The sequence below is a fragment of the Paenibacillus sp. FSL R7-0163 genome (assembly GCF_037969975.1).
GTDB classification, from domain to species: domain Bacteria; phylum Bacillota; class Bacilli; order Paenibacillales; family Paenibacillaceae; genus Paenibacillus_AQ; species Paenibacillus_AQ odorifer.
The window spans coordinates 2460837-2482240 of sequence record NZ_CP150224.1 but is presented as its reverse complement, the minus strand read 5'-3'; the positions used below and the strand labels follow the sequence as shown (position 1 = coordinate 2482240).

At 43.7% G+C, this 21404-nt stretch carries 21 protein-coding genes and 1 riboswitch; of the genes, 2 read left to right on the top strand and 19 right to left on the bottom strand.

Annotated elements, in window-relative coordinates; translation table 11 throughout:
- Positions 1-177: 177 nt before the first annotated feature.
- Positions 178-1068, top strand: coding sequence for a LysR family transcriptional regulator (locus NST45_RS11030; RefSeq protein ID WP_036687523.1), 891 nt, complete (start codon positions 178-180; stop codon positions 1066-1068).
- Between the two features lie 54 nt (positions 1069-1122).
- Here the strand turns inward: NST45_RS11030 and NST45_RS11025 are convergent, their stop codons facing one another.
- The 15 genes from NST45_RS11025 to queF all read right to left on the bottom strand — a co-directional run bounded on the left by NST45_RS11025 (position 1123) and on the right by queF (position 16363).
- Entirely contained in the window at positions 1123-2112 is a 990-nt protein-coding gene (locus tag NST45_RS11025; RefSeq protein ID WP_036687526.1) for a substrate-binding domain-containing protein, read from the bottom strand.
- Positions 2109-3893 carry a sensor histidine kinase gene (locus NST45_RS11020; protein WP_076099094.1) on the bottom strand — a complete coding sequence of 595 codons (1785 nt, stop codon included), beginning with the start codon at positions 3891-3893 and terminating at the stop codon, positions 2109-2111. The genes NST45_RS11025 and NST45_RS11020 overlap by 4 nt, the downstream gene beginning before the upstream one ends.
- Positions 3890-5500 carry a response regulator gene (locus NST45_RS11015; protein ID WP_036687530.1) on the bottom strand — a complete coding sequence of 537 codons (1611 nt, stop codon included), beginning with the start codon at positions 5498-5500 and terminating at the stop codon, positions 3890-3892. The genes NST45_RS11020 and NST45_RS11015 overlap by 4 nt, the downstream gene beginning before the upstream one ends.
- 80 nt (positions 5501-5580) lie before the next feature.
- A complete protein-coding gene (locus NST45_RS11010) occupies positions 5581-6561 on the bottom strand; it encodes an ABC transporter substrate-binding protein (protein ID WP_036687532.1) in 981 nt (326 codons plus the stop codon).
- Positions 6562-6621: 60 nt separating this feature from the next.
- Positions 6622-7575: an ABC transporter permease gene (locus NST45_RS11005; RefSeq protein WP_036687770.1), complete on the bottom strand. Its 954-nt coding sequence runs from the start codon at positions 7573-7575 to the stop codon at positions 6622-6624.
- Between the two features lie 71 nt (positions 7576-7646).
- The gene (locus NST45_RS11000) at positions 7647-9146 is read right to left on the bottom strand and encodes a sugar ABC transporter ATP-binding protein (RefSeq protein ID WP_036687534.1); all 1500 of its coding nucleotides are present in this window, start codon (positions 9144-9146) and stop codon (positions 7647-7649) included.
- A gap of 225 nt (positions 9147-9371) precedes the next feature.
- Complete coding sequence (locus NST45_RS10995; RefSeq protein WP_051491520.1) at positions 9372-10217, bottom strand: class I SAM-dependent methyltransferase; 846 nt, start codon at positions 10215-10217, stop codon at positions 9372-9374.
- A gap of 32 nt (positions 10218-10249) precedes the next feature.
- Positions 10250-11164 carry a DMT family transporter gene (locus NST45_RS10990; protein ID WP_036687536.1) on the bottom strand — a complete coding sequence of 305 codons (915 nt, stop codon included), beginning with the start codon at positions 11162-11164 and terminating at the stop codon, positions 10250-10252.
- A 142-nt stretch (positions 11165-11306) separates the two neighbouring features.
- Complete coding sequence (locus NST45_RS10985) at positions 11307-12443, bottom strand: zinc-dependent alcohol dehydrogenase (protein ID WP_036687537.1); 1137 nt, start codon at positions 12441-12443, stop codon at positions 11307-11309.
- Positions 12444-12524: 81 nt separating this feature from the next.
- Complete coding sequence (locus NST45_RS10980) at positions 12525-13343, bottom strand: VanW family protein (RefSeq protein ID WP_036687539.1); 819 nt, start codon at positions 13341-13343, stop codon at positions 12525-12527.
- Positions 13344-13865 carry a cysteine hydrolase family protein gene (locus tag NST45_RS10975; protein WP_036687540.1) on the bottom strand — a complete coding sequence of 174 codons (522 nt, stop codon included), beginning with the start codon at positions 13863-13865 and terminating at the stop codon, positions 13344-13346.
- Positions 13866-14000: 135 nt separating this feature from the next.
- Complete coding sequence (gene queE / locus NST45_RS10970; protein ID WP_036687542.1) at positions 14001-14723, bottom strand: 7-carboxy-7-deazaguanine synthase QueE; 723 nt, start codon at positions 14721-14723, stop codon at positions 14001-14003.
- Positions 14716-15198 carry a 6-carboxytetrahydropterin synthase gene (locus NST45_RS10965; protein WP_036687544.1) on the bottom strand — a complete coding sequence of 161 codons (483 nt, stop codon included), beginning with the start codon at positions 15196-15198 and terminating at the stop codon, positions 14716-14718. Before NST45_RS10965 ends, queE begins: the two co-directional genes overlap by 8 nt.
- Positions 15198-15860, bottom strand: a complete 663-nt coding sequence (gene queC, locus NST45_RS10960; RefSeq protein ID WP_036687545.1) for a 7-cyano-7-deazaguanine synthase QueC — start codon at positions 15858-15860, stop codon at positions 15198-15200. The genes NST45_RS10965 and queC overlap by 1 nt, the downstream gene beginning before the upstream one ends.
- 29 nt (positions 15861-15889) lie before the next feature.
- Positions 15890-16363 (bottom strand): preQ(1) synthase, encoded by a 474-nt coding sequence (gene queF / locus NST45_RS10955; RefSeq protein WP_036687775.1) that lies wholly within the window; start codon positions 16361-16363, stop codon positions 15890-15892.
- Positions 16364-16526: 163 nt separating this feature from the next.
- A riboswitch (PreQ1 riboswitch) is annotated at positions 16527-16570 on the bottom strand.
- A gap of 258 nt (positions 16571-16828) precedes the next feature.
- Between queF and NST45_RS10950 the strand changes: the two genes are divergently transcribed.
- Positions 16829-17164, top strand: a complete 336-nt coding sequence (locus NST45_RS10950) for a hypothetical protein (protein WP_036687547.1) — start codon at positions 16829-16831, stop codon at positions 17162-17164.
- A gap of 63 nt (positions 17165-17227) precedes the next feature.
- Here NST45_RS10950 and murB read toward each other — a convergent pair whose 3' ends face one another.
- The 4 genes from murB to NST45_RS10930 all read right to left on the bottom strand — a co-directional run bounded on the left by murB (position 17228) and on the right by NST45_RS10930 (position 21235).
- Entirely contained in the window at positions 17228-18139 is a 912-nt protein-coding gene (gene murB / locus NST45_RS10945; RefSeq protein ID WP_036687548.1) for a UDP-N-acetylmuramate dehydrogenase, read from the bottom strand.
- 150 nt (positions 18140-18289) lie between these two features.
- Positions 18290-19090 carry an ABC transporter ATP-binding protein gene (locus tag NST45_RS10940; protein ID WP_036687549.1) on the bottom strand — a complete coding sequence of 267 codons (801 nt, stop codon included), beginning with the start codon at positions 19088-19090 and terminating at the stop codon, positions 18290-18292.
- Between the two features lie 55 nt (positions 19091-19145).
- The gene (locus NST45_RS10935) at positions 19146-20180 is read right to left on the bottom strand and encodes an iron ABC transporter permease (protein ID WP_036687550.1); all 1035 of its coding nucleotides are present in this window, start codon (positions 20178-20180) and stop codon (positions 19146-19148) included.
- On the bottom strand, positions 20180-21235 hold the full coding sequence (locus tag NST45_RS10930; protein ID WP_051491521.1) for an iron ABC transporter permease: 1056 nt from the start codon (positions 21233-21235) through the stop codon (positions 20180-20182). The genes NST45_RS10935 and NST45_RS10930 overlap by 1 nt, the downstream gene beginning before the upstream one ends.
- Positions 21236-21404 lie beyond the last annotated feature (169 nt).

Sequence of the window (21404 nt, the reverse complement as noted above, 5' to 3'; positions counted from 1 at the left end):
TCCGGGACTTCTTGGCCCCTCTGACTCTTCTTATTCTAGAGCTCGTTCGTTAGAGAAACTTCTTATCTTTGTAAAGTGAACGAAAAAAATACCAATATAAAGTGTATATCTGTATAGATATAATCTATAATGGAGATATAATTTGTAATCCAACTTAGCATTATGTGGAGGAAAGTCATGAATATTATGAAATTGAACATCGTAGTTCTAATTGAAAAATATAAAAAGGTAACCGATGTAGCCGCAGAATTAGGCCTTAAACAGCCTACTGTTTCTTTTCATATGAAGAATCTGGAGGCTGAGCTCGGAACCCCTCTATTTCTTTACCGCAGCGGAAGAGTGCTGCTTACGGATGCTGGGCGAGCCCTTTATCAATACGCCCTCAAAATCGTTTCCCTCACAGCAGAAGCTGAGCGTACAGTCAAACAATTTTCTTCTCCCTCAAAAGGAACATTAGAGCTGGAAGCCAGTTTTATTCCTGCAACTTATATTTTACCTAATGTGTTAATCCAATTCATGAAACTCTATCCGGGGATTAACAACTCCTTGACTGTTCAAAGCGATGCTTTGTTACGTGAACGTCTCCGTAGTCGGGATATTCAGATGGCCATTTTACATACTTCGGATTGGCAGGACGAATCTTTTGATTTTCAGCTTATTGTCCGTGATGAACCTGTCCTAATTTTTGCACCTGGTCATCCATTTGAAGACCTAAAGAAATTAACACCTGAACTAATTGCCAATGAGCCGTGGATTCAGCATGAGCAAGGATCTTGTTTACGGGGGTATGCCGATCAATGGGCACAATTCAATCAAATCCGTTTATGGAACCGATCCGAGTTGAATTCTCCAGAAGTGATTAAGCAGCTAGTTAGCGGGAGTGACTGTGTTGGCATATGTTCTAAAGCGGCTGTTAAAGCTGAGATTGAGCTAGGCAAGCTTAGCTATGCCAACCTACCAGGGATTTTGCCTGAAAGCGGCGGGTTTGTGCTCGGCTGGCGTAAAGATCATATTTTAACACCGTTGCAGCAATCCTTTGTTGAAATAGTAACGACTCTTGATCTTTAAAAAAACAAGGAAGCTTCTAAAGCCGCAAACGGTTTTAGAAGCTTCCTTGTTCATTTATTCTATAAAAGGAAACATTAATTTCTCATTTTCACTTAAATACATATTCTCCTTCGTGATGACCACGGAGCCTGTGTCTATTATCTGTTCCACTTCCTCACCCTCAACAGCTTCAATCGCCGTCTTCACAGCTAAATACCCCATATTAAAGGGCTTCTGCATGACCGTGCCAAGCAAAATCCCTTTTTCGAGGAGCTTCACCTCATTGCTAGAATTGTCGAACCCAAACAATTTCACTTTGTCCTGAAATCCCATATCCATAATCGCCTCCCCAGCACCTAGTGTAGAAGGTTCATTAAGACCGATTATTCCCTTTAAATTTGGCTCGTCCTTTAGCAAATCAATAGTTAACTGATACGCTTTTCGCACGGAACCATCACTGTATAATGTAGGCTGCACATCATGAACTCCATTTTCTAAAAGGGCGTCACGAGCTCCTCTTTCCCTCTCTATTGCTGTCGCAGAGCCTTGTACAAAGTTAACGATGGCGACTTTATCCTCTGGATCGATATATTTTCTTAACTCCTGCCCTGCCTTACGTCCTGCTTCATAATTATCCGTAGCAATAAAACTCTCTGATACACCACCGCTCAAGCCCGAATCTACAGTAATAAGCGTAATGCCAGCTGATTTGATCTTTTCCGCGATTGGAATGAGGCGATAATAATCCGTAGCAGATAAAATAATGGCGTCAGGCTTCTCCTTAATTGCTTGCTCCAACAGTTCTATTTGTTGATCTACATCAAGCTCTGTATCCGTTCCAACCGTGCGAACCTCTGCACCGAACTCCTTAGCCGCTGTTGCCACACCTTGTTTCATCACTTCCCAGAATTCAATACTGCTGTCGATAGTCTTGGGCACATAAATAATGGTCCTAACCTTTGCGTCAAGCTCATTTGCAAACATACGATAGGCTAATGAACCCAAAGTAACAATGAAGAGCAGCAACAGAGTATACAGGCCAATTTTTGACCGTAATGCGCTCATTGACTCTCCTCCTCATAAATTACAGGTATTCGTAAAGTGGCCGTCGTTCCTTCCTCCATCTCGCTTGTAAAAGACAAACCGTATTTCACACCGAAATACAGCTGGACACGATGGTTCACATTTGCGACACCTACACCGCTGCCAGTCTTGAAATCTGACTTTTGCAGCAGTACCTTACCCATCTGCTCTTCATCCATCCCAATACCGTCATCAATGATCTGTACGATAATATCGTTCTGTTCTTGTCTTGCCCGGATCAGAATGTGCCCTTGCTCAGGATTATGTTTTATGCCGTGATAGATCGCATTTTCAACCAAAGGCTGAAGTACCATTTTTAAAATGCTGCAGGTTAGGATATCTTCTTGTACCTCTATGGAATAAGTGAATTTATTACGATAACGCATGTTCTGAATCGTTAAATAGTGCCGAATATGCTCTAATTCTTTGGCCAGCGGAATCAATTCCTCACCCTCACCAATTGTTGAACGGAGCAGCTTGGATAGAGATGAAGTCATCTCCACCACTTCCTCCATCTTTCCTGTCTCTGCCATCCAAATAATCGAATCAAGTGTATTGTACAAAAAGTGAGGTTTAATCTGCGCTTGCAGCGCCTTCAGTTCACTCACACGCTTCATCTCTTGCTCCAAGACGATCTGACCCATTAACTCTTTAATCTTCATGATCATAAGATTAAACGTACGAGCAAGCTTGCCGATTTCATTCGTGCTCTCAATCTCTACGCGTATGTCGAACTCTCCACGTTCCGCTTTTTTCATATTCAGCTCCAAATTCTTCAGCGGTTTGGTCAGTGCGTAAGAGAGAAAAATCGATATAGCCATAGCAAAAATCAAACTAATTGCTCCCCATAAGGCGGCGGTTCCTTGCATACGTTGCTTGTTCGCGACCAAATCATCTGGATAAGTGACTCCAACTATTTTCCAGCCAAAGCTGGTAGTGTCCACAGTGTACAGTTTCTGGTCATTCCCCGTGTTAACCGTAACAGATCCATTTTTGATCCCAAGGACCGTCTCCAATTGTTCGAACTTGAGCTGGGAGTAAATCAACTGCTGTTGTGGATGATAGACAAGGCTACCTGCGGGATCGACGATAAAAACATAACCGCGTTTTCCCAGTTCGATTTGTTTACATAGATTATTAATTACACTGTAATTGAGATCTACGAGCAGTACACCTTGTTGATCCGCTTCCGTCATAGCATTCGCATTCGAGAGCTTTCGGCTTATCGACACTACCCACCGGTATTCATCTTGAAAGATGTGCTGCACATGTGAGGAAGAAACTGCAACGTCTAGTTGATTCATAGCTTTTTGATACCAATCTTGAGCTATTAGTTCAGGAAGCGGTTTCAAAACAGCATGCTGTCGATCCGAAACGGTCATGCCATCTGAGCCTGCATATAATATAGAGGAAATATCCGAGCGGGATTGAACGACTGACCGGAGATAATGACTGGCAAGCAGTTTATTCTTAAGCGCTTCTTCTTTATCTAAATTCGAGCCTTTTATATATTTCTCTAGATCACTGCTAGTTAACACCAGAGCGGCTATGCTCTCCATATTGCCAATGTAATTCTCGATATTCAGTTTTACTTGTTCTATTAATTGTGAAGTGTAGGCAACAGAATTGCCCTTGACCGCGGCTGAGGACAGGCGATAGGAAGTATAACTCAGGACAATAGTTGTGCAGAGGATAAGAAGTGAAAAGGAGACAGCAATATTAGTATGAATGCTTCGGCTGCGGAAAAAGCGCTGTGCTCTCATAGAGAGAGATTCTCCTTCTGCCGGTGTCGATATTCCTTCGGTGTGCTTCCTACATTACGTTTGAAAATAACACTAAAATACTGTGGATCAGCATAACCAACTCTGGCAGCGATATCATATGTCTTCAACTGTGTGACGGTAAGGAGTTCTTTTGCTTTTTCCAAACGGAGTCGAGTCAGATACTCTATAAATGTTTCACCGGTATGCTGTTTAAAAGTTGCACTGAAATAACTGATGCTCATAAAAATATGGCTACACAGCTCATTGAGTGAAAAGCTGTCATTACAATAATTCTCGCGAATATAAGCTTCTGCGGCTTGCATCTGAGAAGTCCGAACCGTTGTTCTCTGTTCCGATAGTTTAAGTATCAGCTCATGGCAAGTCCTCTCCAGATAATTCCTAGCTTCATCTAAAGTCTTAAGCGCAGCAACCTCTGCAAACATATTATGCGAAACAACTACTGTATTTGGGAAGCCGATGTCGACTACATAGTTCATCAAAGAAACCAGCAGCTGATAGATGCTGCTACGGCAACCTTCTATAGAGGAGGTATTACTTTTAAGCTCCTGAAACCACTTCAATAGAATTTCCGATACAGCAGAAGCTTTACCTGTCTTTAAAGCGGATATGAATTGCTTTTCCCATGAGGTGAAATGCGCCTGATCCAATCCCTTGCCAAACTCAAGATCCTGTATGGAGATAACTTTATTTATGCCTAAAAGGTAACGATATTCTATGGAGGAGACCGCTTCTTGGAAGGATAGTGGAATTTGTTGTACAGTATTATATTTTCTACCGATGCCTATGGTTGATGACAGCTTCAAATATTTATTTAAGCTACTCTGGACTTGCTCTGCGAGAAGCTGCGTTGCTACTTCTAACGCCTCTGAATTGCCGGATAATATCGCAGCGATTTTTCCATCTCTCGTCTGGAATACCACTCCGTCTTGCTCTTTCTCCAGCTGCTCTTGAACAATGTTAAAGGCGCCGAAACGCAGTAGCTCTGCATCAAAAGTTATGTTCTGGCTTCGTTTCTCCAGTTCTATATCTATAACGAGCGCAAGGTACACTTGACCCTGCAACTGAATATGAAAATAACTCAATTTATTCTCGATTTCTTCGCTTTTCATTCGAGTAGTTACCAGCTGCTCCAAAAATCGTTCCCGCAGCAATGGAAGACTCTGATTAAGTTGCATACGAAGCTTAACTAAATTCGCTTTCTGTAAATGCTCTTCATCTAAATCCTGCTTCATCTTACTTAGAAATTCAGCAAACTCACGTGCATTAATCGGTTTTAATAAGTACTCAGTCACCTTTAGCGTTATCGCCTGCTTCGCATATTCGAAGTCTTCATATCCAGTGACGATAATGACCTTCATATCCCGGTACCTATCCATCACAGCTCTGGCCAATCCCAGTCCATCCATAAAAGGCATACAAATATCAGTAATAATTACGTCAGGCCGATGCTGCTCGATCGCTTCCAGCGCATCTCGGCCATTATCGAAATCACCAACCAGCTCAAACCCATATTTACTCCATGTGATCTTCTGTTTGATCCCTTCGCGAACCTCATCTTCATCATCAACCAGAATTATCTTATACATCCAACACCTCCACAACTTTAAACTTATCAGCATAAGCATAATAGAGGCCGCCTGCGTGAGGCAACCTCTATTATTAAACTCTATTTGTATAGTAGAGGTTTGATCTCATCGGAATCCATATTGTTTTTATCATACCAGTGGAACCCCGTGTCGATGTTCTTTTCAACCGCTTCCCCTTTAATCGCTTGCACAGCTGCCTTCACAGCTTGATAGCCAATACCAATGGGGTCTTGTGTAACAGCGCCAGCCACAACACCACTGCGGATAGCATCCATCAACTGCTTGCCAGAGTCAAAGCCGACGACTACGATCTTACCATTCATTTGCAATTCATTTACTGCATTAGCCACACCTACAGCAGAACCTTCGTTAGAGCCATAGATTCCTTTCAGATCCGGATTTGCCTGCATCATCGCTTTCGCAAGGTCTGTGGACTTTAACTGATCTCCACCCCCATATTGCGGCTCTAACACTTGAATATCCGGATATTTTGCTTTCATTTGTTCCAAGAAGCCATCGCGACGCTGTTGCCCTGTGCTGCTCGTTTGGTCATGTATGACAAGGCCCACTTTACCTTTCTTGCCAATCAGTTCAGCCATTTTATCTGCGGCCAAAGCAGCTGCTGCTTTATTGTTAGTCGCTGCTGTTGCTACAGGGATATCACTGTCTACACCAGAGTCGAAGCCGATGACCGGAATCTTATTTTCCTTTGCCTTTTCTAGATAAGGAATCGCAGACTTGCTGTCTAGTGCGGCTAGCGCAATTGCTGCTGGCTTCTTGTCGAGAGCTGTTTGCAGCATCTCAATTTGTTTATCCACCTGACTCTCATTTTCTGGACCTTCGAAGGTAATCTCAACATCAAACTCCTTAGCAGCTTTCTCCGCTCCTTGCTTTACCGCTTGCCAGAATTGATGCTGGAACCCTTTTGATATGACTGGAATGTATGGTTTGTCTGAACCGGATGCACTCTTGTTACTATCATTGTTGTTACATGCACTCAGCAAAGTAGTGACTAACAATAGACTGGCAAGCATGATAAACCCTCTACGACGTAGTTTCATTTGAATCTTCCCCCTCGTCATTTGCTTTGTATATCACTCCGGATGGAGATCATACCAAGTTTATTGCTTACGGCGGCGTAGAATATCAGCGTAAACCGCAATGATGATTACAACACCGACAATAACCGTCCGCCATTCCTGAGCCACGGACATAATCTGCAAGCCATTCGTCAGCACACTCATAATCAGTGCGCCAATAATCGTGCCTAGAATAGAACCTACACCTCCACTTAAGGAAGTTCCGCCAATGACCACTGCCGCAATAGCCTCTAGTTCATAGCCAGTGCCTAGTGATGGCTGAGCTGAATTCAGACGTGAGGCCATCAGGATACCTGCGATTCCGCTAAAGATTCCTGTAATGGAATAGATAATAATCTTCCATTTGACTGTGTTCACACCTGATAAGCGAGTGGCTTCTTCATTACTGCCAAGCGCGAAGTTGTAACGCCCAATAATCGTCTTAGACAAGATTATGCTTGCGATCATACCGAGTAATAAGAAGATAACGATGGTATTGGGTATACCGGGGATCATTTTACCCATAGCGATCTTGGCGAAGATCGGATCATCGTTGAAATAAATGGGTTTGGCTCCTGTAATGACAAGCGACAAGCCTTTGGTGACCATCATAATCGCCAGAGTGGCGATGAAGGGTGGAATGTTCATCTTCGCCACCATCAAACCGCTGATAAAGCCGCACAGTGCTCCAGCCAGAATCCCACCTACAATACCTAACGGGACGGGCAGACCCCAGAAGGTAATAATGACTCCAACCATAACAGATGAGAATGTCATTACAGTACCCAGAGCGAGGTCGATGCCACCCGTAATAATAACAAAGGTAGCTCCAAGCGCTAATACTCCGATTACAGCTGTAGAAACTAGAATTCCGACAAGATTTGAGAATTGAAAAAAGTTACTGGAGGATAAAGAGAATACGATGACCAATATGATCAGACTGGCAAATGCCAATAATTTTTGTTTGAATCCGGATTGCCCTCCCGTTTGCTTCATACCCGCTGGCTGACTAATCTCTTTATCCGCGATCTTCATAGTCCTGACACCTCCGGTTAACTCTTGAACAGTTATGAACGTTTCGTCGCATATTTCATAATCGCCTCCTGCGATGCTTCTTCTGCGGGGAGTTCTCCTGTTATACGCCCTTCACACATAATGATAATCCGATGGCTCATTCTTAGAATCTCAGGAAGATCTGAAGAAATGATAATGATCGCCTTCCCTTGACTCGCAAGCTGATCCAGCAGCTTATAAATTTCACTTTTCGCGCCTACATCAATACCTCGTGTGGGCTCATCGAAGATGAGTACATCACAGTCTCTAGTCAACCACTTGCCGATGACCACTTTCTGTTGATTACCTCCGGACAGAAACTTAACCTTTTGACCTACACTTGGAGTTTTGGTGGCTAGCGCTTCAACATGCTGCTCCGCTGAGCTTCGCATCTCCCGCTCCTTCATCCAGCCAAATGAATTACGGAATTTATAAAAGGAGGCAATCGCATTATTCATGCTGATATCCATATCCACAAGCAGTCCGAAACGTTTACGGTCTTCGGACAAATACCCAATACCATGCTGTACCGCTTGATGTGGCTGACGTATACGAACCGATTTTCCATGGAGCATAATTTCACCCTCATCGATGGGATCGGCACCAAATACGGCACGAACAACCTCGGTACGTCCAGCTCCCATTAAACCAGCGAAGCCCAAAATCTCACCTTTATACAGATGAAAGCTAATATCCTTGAACGCATGCCCTCTAGAAAGATTCCGAACTTCTAAGACAACTTGCTGAGTCTGTTTCGCAATCGTTGGTTTCGACGTTTGATATAATTCACGTCCAACCATCATGCTGATGATCTGATCAATCGTTATTGAATCGGTACGAACGGTATCTACATAACAACCATCGCGCATAACTGTAATGCGGTCTGTAATTCGCTTCAATTCATCCATGCGGTGAGAGATATAAATAATTCCCACACCTTTATCTCGTAGCTGCTCAATCATTCGAAATAACTCGTTAATTTCTGTATCTGTTAACGCGGCGGTTGGTTCATCCATGATCAATACCTCGGCTTGGAAAGACAAGGCTTTAGCGATTTCAACCATTTGCTGATTAGCAACTGTCAGATCTGATACCAAAACTCTGGGATCCAGCTTCAGATTCATTTGATCAAACAAAACCTGAACTTTTCGGTTTATCTCTAAATCATCAACGAACCATTTCAGAGCTTTTCGCGGCTCTCGTCCAATGTAAATGTTCTGGGCGACCGTAAGATGAGGCATTAAATTCAATTCCTGATGGATGATACTAATTCCAAGCTCCTGTGCTTCACGGGTATTAACAATTTGCACTTCATTTCCCTTGTACCACATTTGACCAGCATCCTTGGAATAGACACCTGTCGCAATCTTCATAAGGGTAGACTTGCCAGCGCCATTTTCTCCTACTAACGCATGAACTTCTCCACGCTTCAGCTCAAATTGACATTCATTCAAAGCATGAACACCTGGGAAAAACTTGTTGATTCCCTCCATACGAAGCAACACTTCGTTCATTTTGATATCCACCTCAAATTCTTTGAGAATGCATTAACCCTTAAAGTAATCGCTTACAATCCGGAATGTAAAATCATTGTATTCCCTATAAGTTGCCATTGTAATGGAATAATCTCCGTAAAAAAGTTTAAAATTTTATGTTTTACACACAAAAAAACTGAACCGAGAGCACCTCAGTTCAGCACAAATGTTATATCCTAAAAAATCACATGTCAGCGATCCCTCTTACAGGCTTGCGCCATTTCCAGCCACCAATGTGAAGGTCTTAGGAATTCCCTTATCATACACGTCGGAAGATAGATTAGGTTCTTCTACTAATTGGCGGATCACTAGTCCGCTATTAGCTGCTGCGGTTACAATTTCTCCGAGTGTCCAGCGGCGCCAATACACAACACTATGCTCTTGTACACCTGCTGGTTTACCTGTGGAAGGCAAATACTTGGAATAGGATACCTTTTTCTCTTCCAATGATGAGTCAAAATAATCTCCGTTTACTTTGTGTTTGCGTACCTTCGCAGTAGATCCCTTCGAGGAAATAAGCTTGGTCGTTACCGGATGAAAATCGCGGAGTACAAATACGCCTCCAGGAGAAAGCAATCGGCGAGCTGTTTCCATGAATAGTGTAAGGTTGGTAAAGTAATGAACAATTCCTAACTCCGCGAAGACGATGTCATATGAACCATCAAGGACGTCTTCTGGCAGCTTAAGAATATCTGAGACGATATAGGTTAGTGGTACCCCTGCTTCTTGGGCAAGATCAGCCGCATATCGCGCATTGGCTTCCGAGAAGTCAGCAACCGTTACTTCCGCACCTAGTAATGAGAGTGCCACGGCCTTCATTCCGTTTGAGCCCATTAAATTCATCATTTTCTTCCCCTTCACCTCTCCAAAAAAAGAAAGGAGCGGGTAAAGCTTTGCACTTGGTTCCTTTATTAATTTTGCAGCTGCTTCTGGCGGTGTACCAAACCGAGTTACCCAAGCGGTATAAGTATCTTCGTTCCAAAGCTCTTCGCTTGTTGGCACAGCGTTTTTTTCTGCCTGATTATTTGAATATTGATTCTGCTCTTCCATCCATTGCTACCCCTTTATGTGTAAAATATCTGTTATGAAGCATTCTGAATGGCATCAGCCATCCGGATAGTTTTCCTTCTTCCCGCGTACAAATATACTGCGAGTCCAATCATAACGAGCAGCCCACCTGCCCATTGTAAGGTTGTTAGCTGTTCACCCAAGAGTAAATACGCTAAGATACTGGCACCCACTGGTTCTCCTAAAATGTTCATTGAAACCGTAGTCGCAGATACATATTGTAGTAACCAATTAAACAAAATATGGCCAAACACCGTTGGCACCACTGCTAACAATACAAAGATTCCCCATTCCTTGGCCGGATAATTAAAAAAGGAAATCCCCATGAACAGATTGTATACGGCGAACACGCCAGCGGCTGACAAGAAGACAATCAAGCTATATAAATAAGAGGGCATGCGCACCACTAGCTTTTGACCGATCAGCATATGTATAGCTACCGCCACAGTGCCTCCGACCGATAATAGATCACCTTTAAGATTATCTGCAGAGATTCCAATATCACCCCAGCCGATAAACACGACACCGCCAATTGCAATGCCAAGCCCTAGAATAGCAGACAGAGCTGTCTTTTCCTTATACAAAAAATAAACACCCAGCATAATAAATACAGGCTCCAGCGCCATGATCATTGTTGAACTAGCTACCGAAGTATACTTTAATGATCCCATCCATAGCAAAAAATGCAGCGCAAGCATTGCGCCTGAAAGGATGAGCATTAGCCAGTCTTTTTTACGAAGAGCAAAAGCAGCTCCACTATAGGGTCTTGCAAAAGGCAGCATCAGCAGTGAGGTAAATAATAATCTGTACATGCCTTGTATAGATGCAGGTGCATCAGACCATTTAATAAAAATGGCGGAAAAAGAGATGGCCACAATCCCTATCAACATTAATAGTGGAATCGGAAGTGGCGGTTTTTTAAGTTTCACATGTTACGCGTCCTTTCAATATCTTAAGTCACTTATGTTAATTTAACGCAGACCGTGAAAAAATGCATCTTTTTTCATAAGATTTCACTAAAAAAAGCACAAGCAATGTCATTTCTGACGAAAGCTCATGCTTCTTAAAAGGCTACGGCTTCAGAACAACCTTGATGCAATCTTCTTTTTTCTCACTAAAAACGTCATAGCCATGCTCCGCTTTACTAATTGGCAGACGATGCGTAATGATATCTGTAGGATCAAATTTATTTTCTTTAATCATCTTATACAGCAACGGCATATAGTGAATCACCGGCGCTTGTCCCATCTTTAATGTGATGTTTCGTTCAAATAGCTGACCCAGCGGGAACATATTGTAATTAAGTCCATAGATCCCTACAAGCTGGATGGTTCCGAATTTACGTACGATATCCGCGGCCATTCTGAATGCACTGAGCGAGCCCCCTTGCAGCTTCAGAACCGTTTCCACTTTCTCCAAGGCAGATATTTTGGCATCTAGACCCACACAGTCAATAACCACATCTGCGCCCCCATGAGTGATCTCCTTCAAATGAGCACCAATGTCCTTGATCTCTTCGAAGTTATAAACTTCAACATTATTGGTCAGCTTCGCATGTTGCAATCGGTAGCCGATATGGTCAACAGCAATGACTCTAGAGGCTCCTTTGATCCAGGCAAACTTTTGAGTTAGCAGTCCCACGGGCCCGCAGCCGAGAACAATGACCGTATCTCCCGGCTTCACTCCCCCGCTTTCTACTCCCCACCAAGCAGTAGGCACAATATCAGATAAGAAAAGAATTTTCTCATCTTCCATTTCTGCATCCTCCGGAACTACAAAAGGCCCAAAATTACCATAAGGTACCCGCAGCAATTCAGCTTGTCCGCCAGCAAAACCGCCATAAGTATCGGAATAACCAAGATAACCGCCTGTGTCCTTGGCGTCATTAGCATTGTCGCATTGGCTCTCCATCTCATGCTGGCAGAAAAAACACTGCCCACAGGCGACATTAAAGGGGATGATGACTCGGTCACCTTTTTTGACTCTAGTTACGTCAGATCCCACTTCCTCAACAATCCCCATCGGCTCATGACCAATAACATAATCATCATGCATACCTGGAATTTCTCCGTTATAAATGTGCAGATCCGAGCCACAAATCGCCGTAGTGGTAATCCGAACAAGAATGTCATCTTTTTTCTCAAGCTTCGGATCAGCTACTTCTTTAACTTCCACTTTTTTCTTCCCTTGGTAGGTTAGTGCTTTCATGCTGTTAATCCGCTCCTTTGAAGATGGTCTAGAGATATAATTTTCATGCCTTTCTATGTTATATCCCTAAGCCCTAACCTCTTATCCATGAAGAAGCGGAGAATACATCATCAGTGCGTAATTATCAGTTACAGCTTCATCTCCAATTAGATCTCCAGATCGGGTATATACTTTTCGACTGATCTTATTACTGCGTATATATCCGCCCCAAGGCTCTAGACTAATCCTATGATCACTTTCGTATACTTCATAATCATAAAGCGCCTGCTCATTGCATCTCCATTCCCCGTGTAAATGGCTATCGTCCAGCCAGAGCTTTAGTTGATACGTTTGAGCGGTGTTATTTTTCAATTGAAGATCCAAATAGTTATAAGAACAGGTCGCCCCGCTTCCAAAAGGTTGTGTTCGTTGTTCATCTGGAAATACATCATAGCTGTGACGATGCCGTTCCATAACGGTAAGTGGTGTGTGCAGTGCCATCCAATAGATCAGATTAGACAACTGGCATAAGCCTCCTCCAACCCCGGAATGAAAACCACCATAATGAAGCACCATACCCTCCAGATACCCTTTTCGTTTAGTGGGCTTACCAATACTTCTCCAGTAGGAAAAAGTCTCCCCCGGCTGCACAACAAGTCCATCCAGCTTCGCAATTGCCAGCCGTAAGTTAGTAATTTTATTGTATTGAAGCACCATATCTACATTCCGAAGACTTCTTAATAACGGGGTAGCATGAGTCATAGCTGCATAAGATAATGTTTCATCCGTACGCTGCTTCGCTATTTTGCTTCGTCCAGTGTACCATTTCAAATATCTTTTCCAAATAAAATATCGTTTGCCAGCAAACAATCTAAGGCGAGAACGCTGAATAGGCTTCATGGCAGCCTGGGGTGTATTCATCTAGAACTGAACCTCGCTTTCAGCTCGTAACTGGGCGAATCTACCTCCAATTATCGCATTATGATGCTTAACGATCTCCCTACTACTCAGAACCCCATTATCAAAGGTGCTATGAGCATCTGAAACCAGTACACTTTTATATCCCATGCTGTATGCGCGTCTTATTGTCGTATCCAGACAGAATTCACTTTGCATCCCACAGATCACCAGATTCGTGATCCCGAGCTTTTGGAGTTCATCTTGCAATTCCGTTCGGTGAAAAGCATCCCAAGTAGGCTTCTCAACGATAACTTCGCCTTCCTGCGGTGTGATGCGGTGACTGATCTGCCAAGTGGGTGTACCTTTTGTGTACTCCTCATCTTCGGTATGTTGAATATACACAATAGGAGTACCTGCTAATCGAGCTTTTTGCTGAAGGGAGACAATCCTGTCCATCACACCCTCTTCATCGTACAGCTTTAGTTCATAGGAGAACATGGCTTCTTGAACATCGATAATTAATAATGCTGTTGATTGTTCCAAATGAATAACCTCCAAGAGCTTTTTTCAAAATCATACCAGAAACTGGGACAGACTATCTACCTACTAGAAGTTACAAATGTTAAAAATAAAAACCGAGCATCTGTAAGCAGATACCCGGACGATTTCATCAATCTTTTATTTGCCACGCTTATTATGCCAGATCAATGCATGCAGCTGTGGAAGTACACGAACCTTGTTCATATCCGAATCCACGATTACTTTATTAAACAACCACTCCAGCCTTCCCAGAAGTCGAGCAGAAATGTTGCCCTCTTCCGTGACATCATCATTACCAGGCTGCAGAAAGAGCTGCACATTCGGATATCGCTGGTGAACGTTTTTCGCATAATCAAAATCCTTATCATCAAACACTACGACCTTCAAGCTATGCGTAGAACGACCCAGTTTCTCCATCTTACTCATGATGTTATCTAGCATTTCCCAATTCGTTGTCATTCCTGAGCTTGGAGGTTTAGGACTGATTGTCAGCACATCCACGTCATTGAACCAATCCTGCCATTTACTCCCCTGAGTTTCTATCGCTGCTTTTATTCCACGCTCATGAAGCAGGTTGATGAAGGTACCCATTCCTTCACCAATCAAGGCAGGATTACCGCCTGAAATCGTAACACAGTCGAAATTATCTCCAGCTAACGCCAATAATTCATTTATGATTTCTTCTGCTTCCATCATGCGAACCTTATTCTTAGCCGTACCATCCCAAGTAAAAGCGGAGTCACACCAGCCGCAGCGATAATCGCAGCCATAGGTGCGGACAAACATCGTCTTCACTCCAATTACCGCACCTTCGCCTTGAATAGTTGGACCGAACATTTCAATTACAGGAATCTTACTCACAGTCACAGCCTCCATACAAACGGTAGGATGGCCCTTCATCCGGAACATCTTCAGCCAGCACCTCTGCCCAAGAGGTTGGAGTCTCCCATAGCTTTACCGAGTATAAAGGCAACCCTGCTTGCTTAAGCTTGTAGGCAATATATGAAGACATATTCTCCACTGTGGTGCGGAAAGACAATAAGGCTACTTTGGAGCCCGTATTCGTTAACGTCTCTAACACAGGTTCATTTCCCATAGCAAGAAAAGCGTGATCTAAACGATCTACTAGGCTTTGTTGTACTGTCATTTTGATATCGCTAAAATCAATGACGAAGCCTTCATCCGAGTGGCCTTCCGCGGCCATAGGTTTGCCCTTAAGCACTACTTCGAGCTTATAAGTATGTCCGTGCAGATTGCTGCATTTCCCTTTGTGTCCCACTAACTGGTGTGCCGCATCGAACGTAAATATTTTGCAGACTGAAACCTCGTTAAGCATTAAGAGCCGGCCTCCATTCTCTCTGCCTCATATTGCTCAAGACCACGCTGACGCAATAGACAGGCTGGACAAGTACCGCAGCCACTGCCAATAATACCGTTGTAACAGGTCAGTGTGTGTTCGCGAACATAATCAAAATACCCCAGTTGATCGGCCATTTTCCACGTTTCTTTTTTATCCAGCCACATTAGGGGAGTGTGGATCGCAAACTCATAGTCCATAGATAAGTTCAGCGTAACATTCAATGATTTCACAAAAACATCACGGCAGTCCGGATAACCGCTAAAGTCCGTTTGGCAAACCCCAGTGACGATATGGGAGTACCCCAGTTGTTTAGCTAATATTGCGGCAAAAGATAAAAACAACAAATTCCGTCCATCGACGAAAGTACTTGGAAGCTCATCCCCTTCCCCAGCCACGATATCTATATCCTGACGGGTAAGTGCATTGGGTGCCAGCTGATTAAGCAGCCCCAGATCAAGAATATGCTGTTTTACATTAAACTTAGCTGCTATCTCTGTTGCAACTTCGATTTCAGCCGCATGACGTTGATTATAGTTGAAGGTAACTACCTGCACTTCCTCATACTGCTGCAATGCCCAAACCAGGCAAGTGGTGCTATCTTGTCCGCCGCTGAATACGACGAGTGCTTTTTTGTTCATATGAATCTCTCCTTATCACAAGTTGGAATTTAGCGGTTGTCCACTTTTTCTGGATAGAGGTCGTGATTGATTAAGCGGTGTTCCGCCATCGCCTCATACTTCGTACCCGGTCTTCCATAGTTGCAATAAGGATCAATTGAAATGCCTCCGCGCGGAGTGAACTTGCCCCATACCTCAATGTAGCGCGGATCCATCAGTGAGATCAGATCATTCATAATAATGTTGACACAGTCCTCATGAAAGTCACCATGGTTGCGGAAGCTAAACAGATACAGCTTTAATGATTTGGATTCCACCATTTTTTGTTCAGGAATATACGAAATATACAGCGTGGCAAAATCCGGCTGACCCGTTACAGGACACAAGCTAGTGAACTCAGGGCAGTTGAATTTAACAAAATAATCACGTCCGGGATGTTTGTTATCAAACACCTCCAGAATGTCTGGATCATAACCAAACTTGTACTGTGTTCCCTGATTACCAAGCAAAGTAACTTCTTGCATTTCCTCTTTCAATCTTCCTTCTGACACGACAAAAAACCCCTCTCTTTTCCTTCGGCCTTGGCCGGTAATGGAAAGAAGAACGAGATTTCGAAAACTTGGCTCCACTAAGAAGAAACGGAAGCAACGTCCGGATAAAGGACAGCAACCGCTTGTACTGTTTAATATATTCTTAGTTTTTTATAGAGGGAGTTCGCGAACCTCTCCTGCACAACTTTAGTGCAGACTTCTTCTTAAAGCATATTGCGTCTTGAACTATACCATGGGTAGCCCGCTCCTGACAAGTTCTACTCTTTACGTACGTAGAGTTTATGAAGTTCAAAAACAATGCCATTTGATCGTGAATTTCTTTTTAATGACATGAATTATTCATATGATTAATTAAGATGCGGCAAAAAAAAGGATTCAAACCCTAAGAAAAGGGTAACTTATTCATAATAATCTTCGAGCTAAGGGTGGGAGCATTTTATGGAACAAAGTATACAGCAGCTTATGGATTGGCTTAACAATCATTTGAATGAAACAATCGCTATTGAAAAGAAAGAACTTCGTGATTTGGATAAAGTTCACTTCAATTTAGAGTCCGTAGATTTCCGGAGTGCAGACGATGTTATTGATGAATATCTTGGAAGTGCACTGATATTAAGAGGTTTCGGCAGCACACTTAACGCCGATGGTGAACTGGTATCCCTGCCACAATCCACTTATGATTTAGCTGTTGAAGGTCTTCAAATCGTAGACTTAGCCGACCGCAAGGCAGAAATAACTACGGACAGAGCTAATTACACCCTTTCAGTAGATTAAACGAACATGATTATGATAAGCAAAAAGAGCCCACAGCGATTGCGGGCTCTTTTTGCTTATCATTTATTCTTCTCCAATGATCTCCACTTCAGTTTCCAGCTCTACACCGAATTTATCCTTCACAGTCGCTCTTACATGGTGGATTAGCCCGATGTAATCACTGGCTGTTGCATTATCTGCATTCACAATAAATCCCGCATGCTTCTTGGATACCTCAGCACCGCCGATTCTTGTACCCTGTAAGCCGCTCTCTTGAATTAACTGACCTGCAAAACGGCCTGGAGGCCGCTTAAATACACTCCCACAGGATGGATACTCAAGCGGTTGCTTCGATTCACGTAAATAAGTTAGTTCATCCATTTTTGCCTTGATCGTTAAAACATCACCGGAAGTCATAGCAAATTTGGCCTCAAGTACAATGTACTCACCGCTTGCGAACACGCTTTTTCTGTAACCCCATTGCAGCTCATCACCTTGCAGAGTTACCAATTGCCCGTTCTTATTTATAGCTAGTGCACTATGCAGGACATCTTTGATCTCACCGCCATAAGCACCTGCGTTCATATAGAGCGCTCCACCAACTGTTCCTGGAATGCCACAGGCGAACTCAAGACCCGTAAGCTCCTTATCAAGTGCATATCTGGAAACATCAATTATTTTGGCACCACATTGCGCATATAAGAGATTGTCGCGAATCCCCATTTCGGTCAGTCCTGCCGTTTGCAGAACGATCCCACGTACACCTCCATCACGGATAATCACATTGGAGCCATTCCCAAGTACCGTAAGGGTTATCCCATTTTGTTCTGCATATGTAACGATCTTTTGAATTTCATCATAAGTAGCTGGTGCAGCCAAAATATCAGCTTTGCCGCCCATTTTAGTGTACACGTGATCTTTTAAATTCTCATGACTTTTCACTTTTCCTGCAGTCATTAGCTGCTCTAGGTCATCTTGAATTTTGTCAATATTCATGTTTTCATGCTCCTTTAACCATGTATAAATGATGGTCCTTGATCTATTTTAAAGAGTTATTATGAAATTGTAGGCAACCACAACTGTAACAACGAACAGGCTCCCTTGTCAATGACGGGAGCCTGTTCGTTGTATGATTTTAGATGATAATTACACAGCTTTATAGGCAGCAAGCTCGTAAGGAAGACACAGTGGCACACCCGTACGTGGATCCGGAACGATATCCGCTTCAATTCCAAACACTTCCCGCAATACATCTGGTGTCATAACCTCAGTAGGTGAGCCTTCGCTAACCACAGTACCGGACTTAATCGCTACCATATGCTGCGCATAACGAGTAGCATGATTCAAATCATGCACGACCATGATGATGGTACGGCCTTCTTCCTCATTCAGCTTTTGCAATAGCTGAAGAACTTCGAGCTGATGCGCCATATCTAGGAAGGTTGTAGGCTCGTCAAGGAATAAAATATCTGTTTCTTGAGCTAACGCCATAGCGATCCATGCGCGTTGACGTTGTCCACCTGAGAGACGGTCAATAGGGCGATCATGAAAAGATTCCATGCCCGTAACAGAGATGGCGTTGGAGATGATGTTGCGATCCTCAGCGGTCATCGTGCCAAATCCCTTCTGATGAGGGAAACGACCGTAGCTGACCAGCTCAGATACCGTCAGACCGTCAGGAGCCGTTGGGTTCTGCGGTAGAATCGCTAGCTGCCTAGCAACCTCTTTAGTTGAAAAGTTATGGATCGATTTGCCGTCCAGCATTACGGTGCCACTCTTCGGCTTCATAATCCGGGCCATCGTTTTGAGGATTGTAGATTTACCGGAGCCGTTAGCGCCCACTAGTGCGGTGATTTTTCCCGTAGGGATAGACAAGTTCAATCCTTTAACTATAGTAGCCTCTGCATACCCAATACTTAATTCTTCTGTATTCAAACGTTCTGACATGATCTACAACTCCCTTAAAAGTTTTATGGAGCTTTGCTCCTAAGTATGAACTAATTTACGCTTTAGACTTGGCGAGTAAATATAAAAAGTAAGGTGCGCCAATAATCGCAACCACAATGCCAGTAGGAACTTCCGCAGGTTGCAACACCCATCTGCCGATGGTATCAGCGGTAATCATAAGAAGCGCCCCTGTCAAAGCACTAGCAGGTAATAACACCTGATGACGGGGTCCCACGAGCCTGCGAGCCAGGTGTGGTGCTATCAGGCCGACGAAGCCAATACCTCCGCTTACTGCGACGCAGGAGCCGGCAAGCGCTACGGCTGTTACCAGAAGGAGAATACGTTCCTTCTCCACACGCATTCCTAGACCTAATGAAGTATGGTCCCCTAGATTCAATACATTTAGAACCCGGGCTTTATAGAAGGCGAACGGTAACAGAATCGCGATCCAAGGCAGCAAAGCAAGGACGAATCTCCAATCCCCACCCCATATTTTCCCGGCGATCCAAGTAGCTACAAATTGATAATTATTAGGATCAAGCCTAAGTGCCAATACAAGCTGGCAAGCATTGATTCCTGCAGCGACCGCAATCCCGATAAGGATCAGCCTTGTAGGAGACAGACCATCTGCCTTCCGGTAGGCAAGAATATAGATTAAAGCTGCGGTCAGGCCAGCCCCACCAAGCGCTAGGAGAGGCAAGACAAATACCGGAGCTGCTGTTGTAGCCGGAAAGAACGAGATAAAAATGATTACAGCAAAACCTGCACCAGCACTTATGCCCAGCGTAGCCGGTTCGGCGAGTGCATTACGTGCGAGACTTTGTAGAATACAGCCTGATACTGCAAAGCCCGCTCCAACTAACAATGAAATTACGATGCGGGGTAATCTGAAATCAAATAAAATAAGCTTTTGCTGATGTGTTCCATCACCCAGCAGTGTATGTAATACCTCCAGTGGGGATAGACGCATAAACCCTGTATTCATACTGACTATAAACACCACGACGATCAGTATAGCAAGGAGCGATAACACCGTTAGGGCGCGTGTACGGCGTTCTTTTTCATCTGGAGTAAGGGTTATTTTGGGCATTACAGCTCCCCCTTCCGCTTACTCGCTAAATAAATAAAGAAAGGTACGCCGATGATGGCAATTAAGGCTCCTAGCGGTGTCTCATACGGTGCATTTATCATTCTTGCGGCAATATCTGCAAAGATAATCAATAAGCTCCCCAGAACAGCCGAGCAAGGTATAATCCAGCGGTAGTCCACTCCAACGAAATAACGTGTAACATGTGGAATAATTAGTCCTATAAAAGCAATCGGGCCAACCGTTGAAACCGCACTTCCAGCTAAGATAACCACAACAATCATACATGCCAACTGAACTAACCTTGTCCGCTGCCCCAGACCAACCGCAACTTCTCTTCCTAAGCTGAGCAATGTAACGGATCGTGATAACATCATCGCTGCAATTAAGGCTACGGCCACCCAAGGGAATATAATCTTGATCTGAGTCCAGCTAGCTCCCCCCATCCCACCGGCTAACCAGAAGGCTATATCCTGAGATAAGTTGAAAAGAATAGCTACTCCCTGACTAATAGCAACCAATAAAGCACTAACTGCCGAACCTGCTAGTGTCAATCGCAAGGGGGTCAGGCCATTAAAAGAAAGCGAACCGATTCCGAATACGATAAAAGAGGCCACAGCGGCACCGATAAAGCAATACAACATTAGTGAAGTGAATGAGAGTGAGGGTGCAAAAGCAAATACTATTGCCAGCGCTACTCCTGCTCCTGCATTCAAGCCTAACAGCCCTGAATCCGCAAGCGGGTTTCTTGTCATCCCCTGCATGATAGCCCCTGCTACTGCGAAGCAAGCACCGACTAAGGCGCCAGCAATAGCACGTGGAAATCGCAGTTCTCTAATCACCTGATGTTTTTGTAAATCTGGATTGAAATGAAATATTGCTTCCCATACCGTAGCTAACTTGATATCTGCCGCACCCACTGAGACCGAAAGTGCCAATCCGAAGGCAATGGCAGCAAGTCCAAAAATAAGAATACCAATGGCAGCTGCCGGTCGGGTATGTAGAGCTTTTTTGGGTTCATTGTTAATACGATTTGCGAAATCTGAGGGTGAAACCATGGGTTGTCTCCTTATTCAATAGTTACAATGGTTTATATGATAACAACAATCATTCTCATTATCGCAAAAATATTTATGTTGTACAATTGCAGGAACGATTTTTCCGTACTATGGGATTGGTTTATAAAAAAATGGTGCAGATCTTTGTATCACGAGATACTTGATCTGC

Bases quoted from the DNA above. Each gene is read 5' to 3' on its own strand.
- NST45_RS10950 (WP_036687547.1), top strand. From the start codon at position 16,829: ATGGAACAAAGTATACAGCAGCTTATGGATTGGCTTAACAATCATTTG.
- queF (WP_036687775.1), bottom strand. From the start codon at position 16,363: ATGCAAGAAGTTACTTTGCTTGGTAATCAGGGAACACAGTACAAGTTT.
- NST45_RS10965 (WP_036687544.1), bottom strand. From the start codon at position 15,198: ATGCTTAACGAGGTTTCAGTCTGCAAAATATTTACGTTCGATGCGGCA.
- NST45_RS11015 (WP_036687530.1), bottom strand. From the start codon at position 5,500: ATGTATAAGATAATTCTGGTTGATGATGAAGATGAGGTTCGCGAAGGG.
- NST45_RS10980 (WP_036687539.1), bottom strand. From the start codon at position 13,343: ATGAATACACCCCAGGCTGCCATGAAGCCTATTCAGCGTTCTCGCCTT.
- NST45_RS11000 (WP_036687534.1), bottom strand. From the start codon at position 9,146: ATGAACGAAGTGTTGCTTCGTATGGAGGGAATCAACAAGTTTTTCCCA.
- queC (WP_036687545.1), bottom strand. From the start codon at position 15,860: ATGAACAAAAAAGCACTCGTCGTATTCAGCGGCGGACAAGATAGCACC.
- NST45_RS10985 (WP_036687537.1), bottom strand. From the start codon at position 12,443: ATGAAAGCACTAACCTACCAAGGGAAGAAAAAAGTGGAAGTTAAAGAA.
- NST45_RS11020 (WP_076099094.1), bottom strand. From the start codon at position 3,893: ATGAGAGCACAGCGCTTTTTCCGCAGCCGAAGCATTCATACTAATATT.
- NST45_RS10930 (WP_051491521.1), bottom strand. From the start codon at position 21,235: ATGGTTTCACCCTCAGATTTCGCAAATCGTATTAACAATGAACCCAAA.
- NST45_RS10935 (WP_036687550.1), bottom strand. From the start codon at position 20,180: ATGCCCAAAATAACCCTTACTCCAGATGAAAAAGAACGCCGTACACGC.
- NST45_RS11005 (WP_036687770.1), bottom strand. From the start codon at position 7,575: ATGAAGCAAACGGGAGGGCAATCCGGATTCAAACAAAAATTATTGGCA.
- NST45_RS11030 (WP_036687523.1), top strand. From the start codon at position 178: ATGAATATTATGAAATTGAACATCGTAGTTCTAATTGAAAAATATAAA.
- murB (WP_036687548.1), bottom strand. From the start codon at position 18,139: ATGAATATTGACAAAATTCAAGATGACCTAGAGCAGCTAATGACTGCA.
- NST45_RS10940 (WP_036687549.1), bottom strand. From the start codon at position 19,090: ATGTCAGAACGTTTGAATACAGAAGAATTAAGTATTGGGTATGCAGAG.
- NST45_RS10995 (WP_051491520.1), bottom strand. From the start codon at position 10,217: ATGGAAGAGCAGAATCAATATTCAAATAATCAGGCAGAAAAAAACGCT.
- NST45_RS11010 (WP_036687532.1), bottom strand. From the start codon at position 6,561: ATGAAACTACGTCGTAGAGGGTTTATCATGCTTGCCAGTCTATTGTTA.
- NST45_RS11025 (WP_036687526.1), bottom strand. From the start codon at position 2,112: ATGAGCGCATTACGGTCAAAAATTGGCCTGTATACTCTGTTGCTGCTC.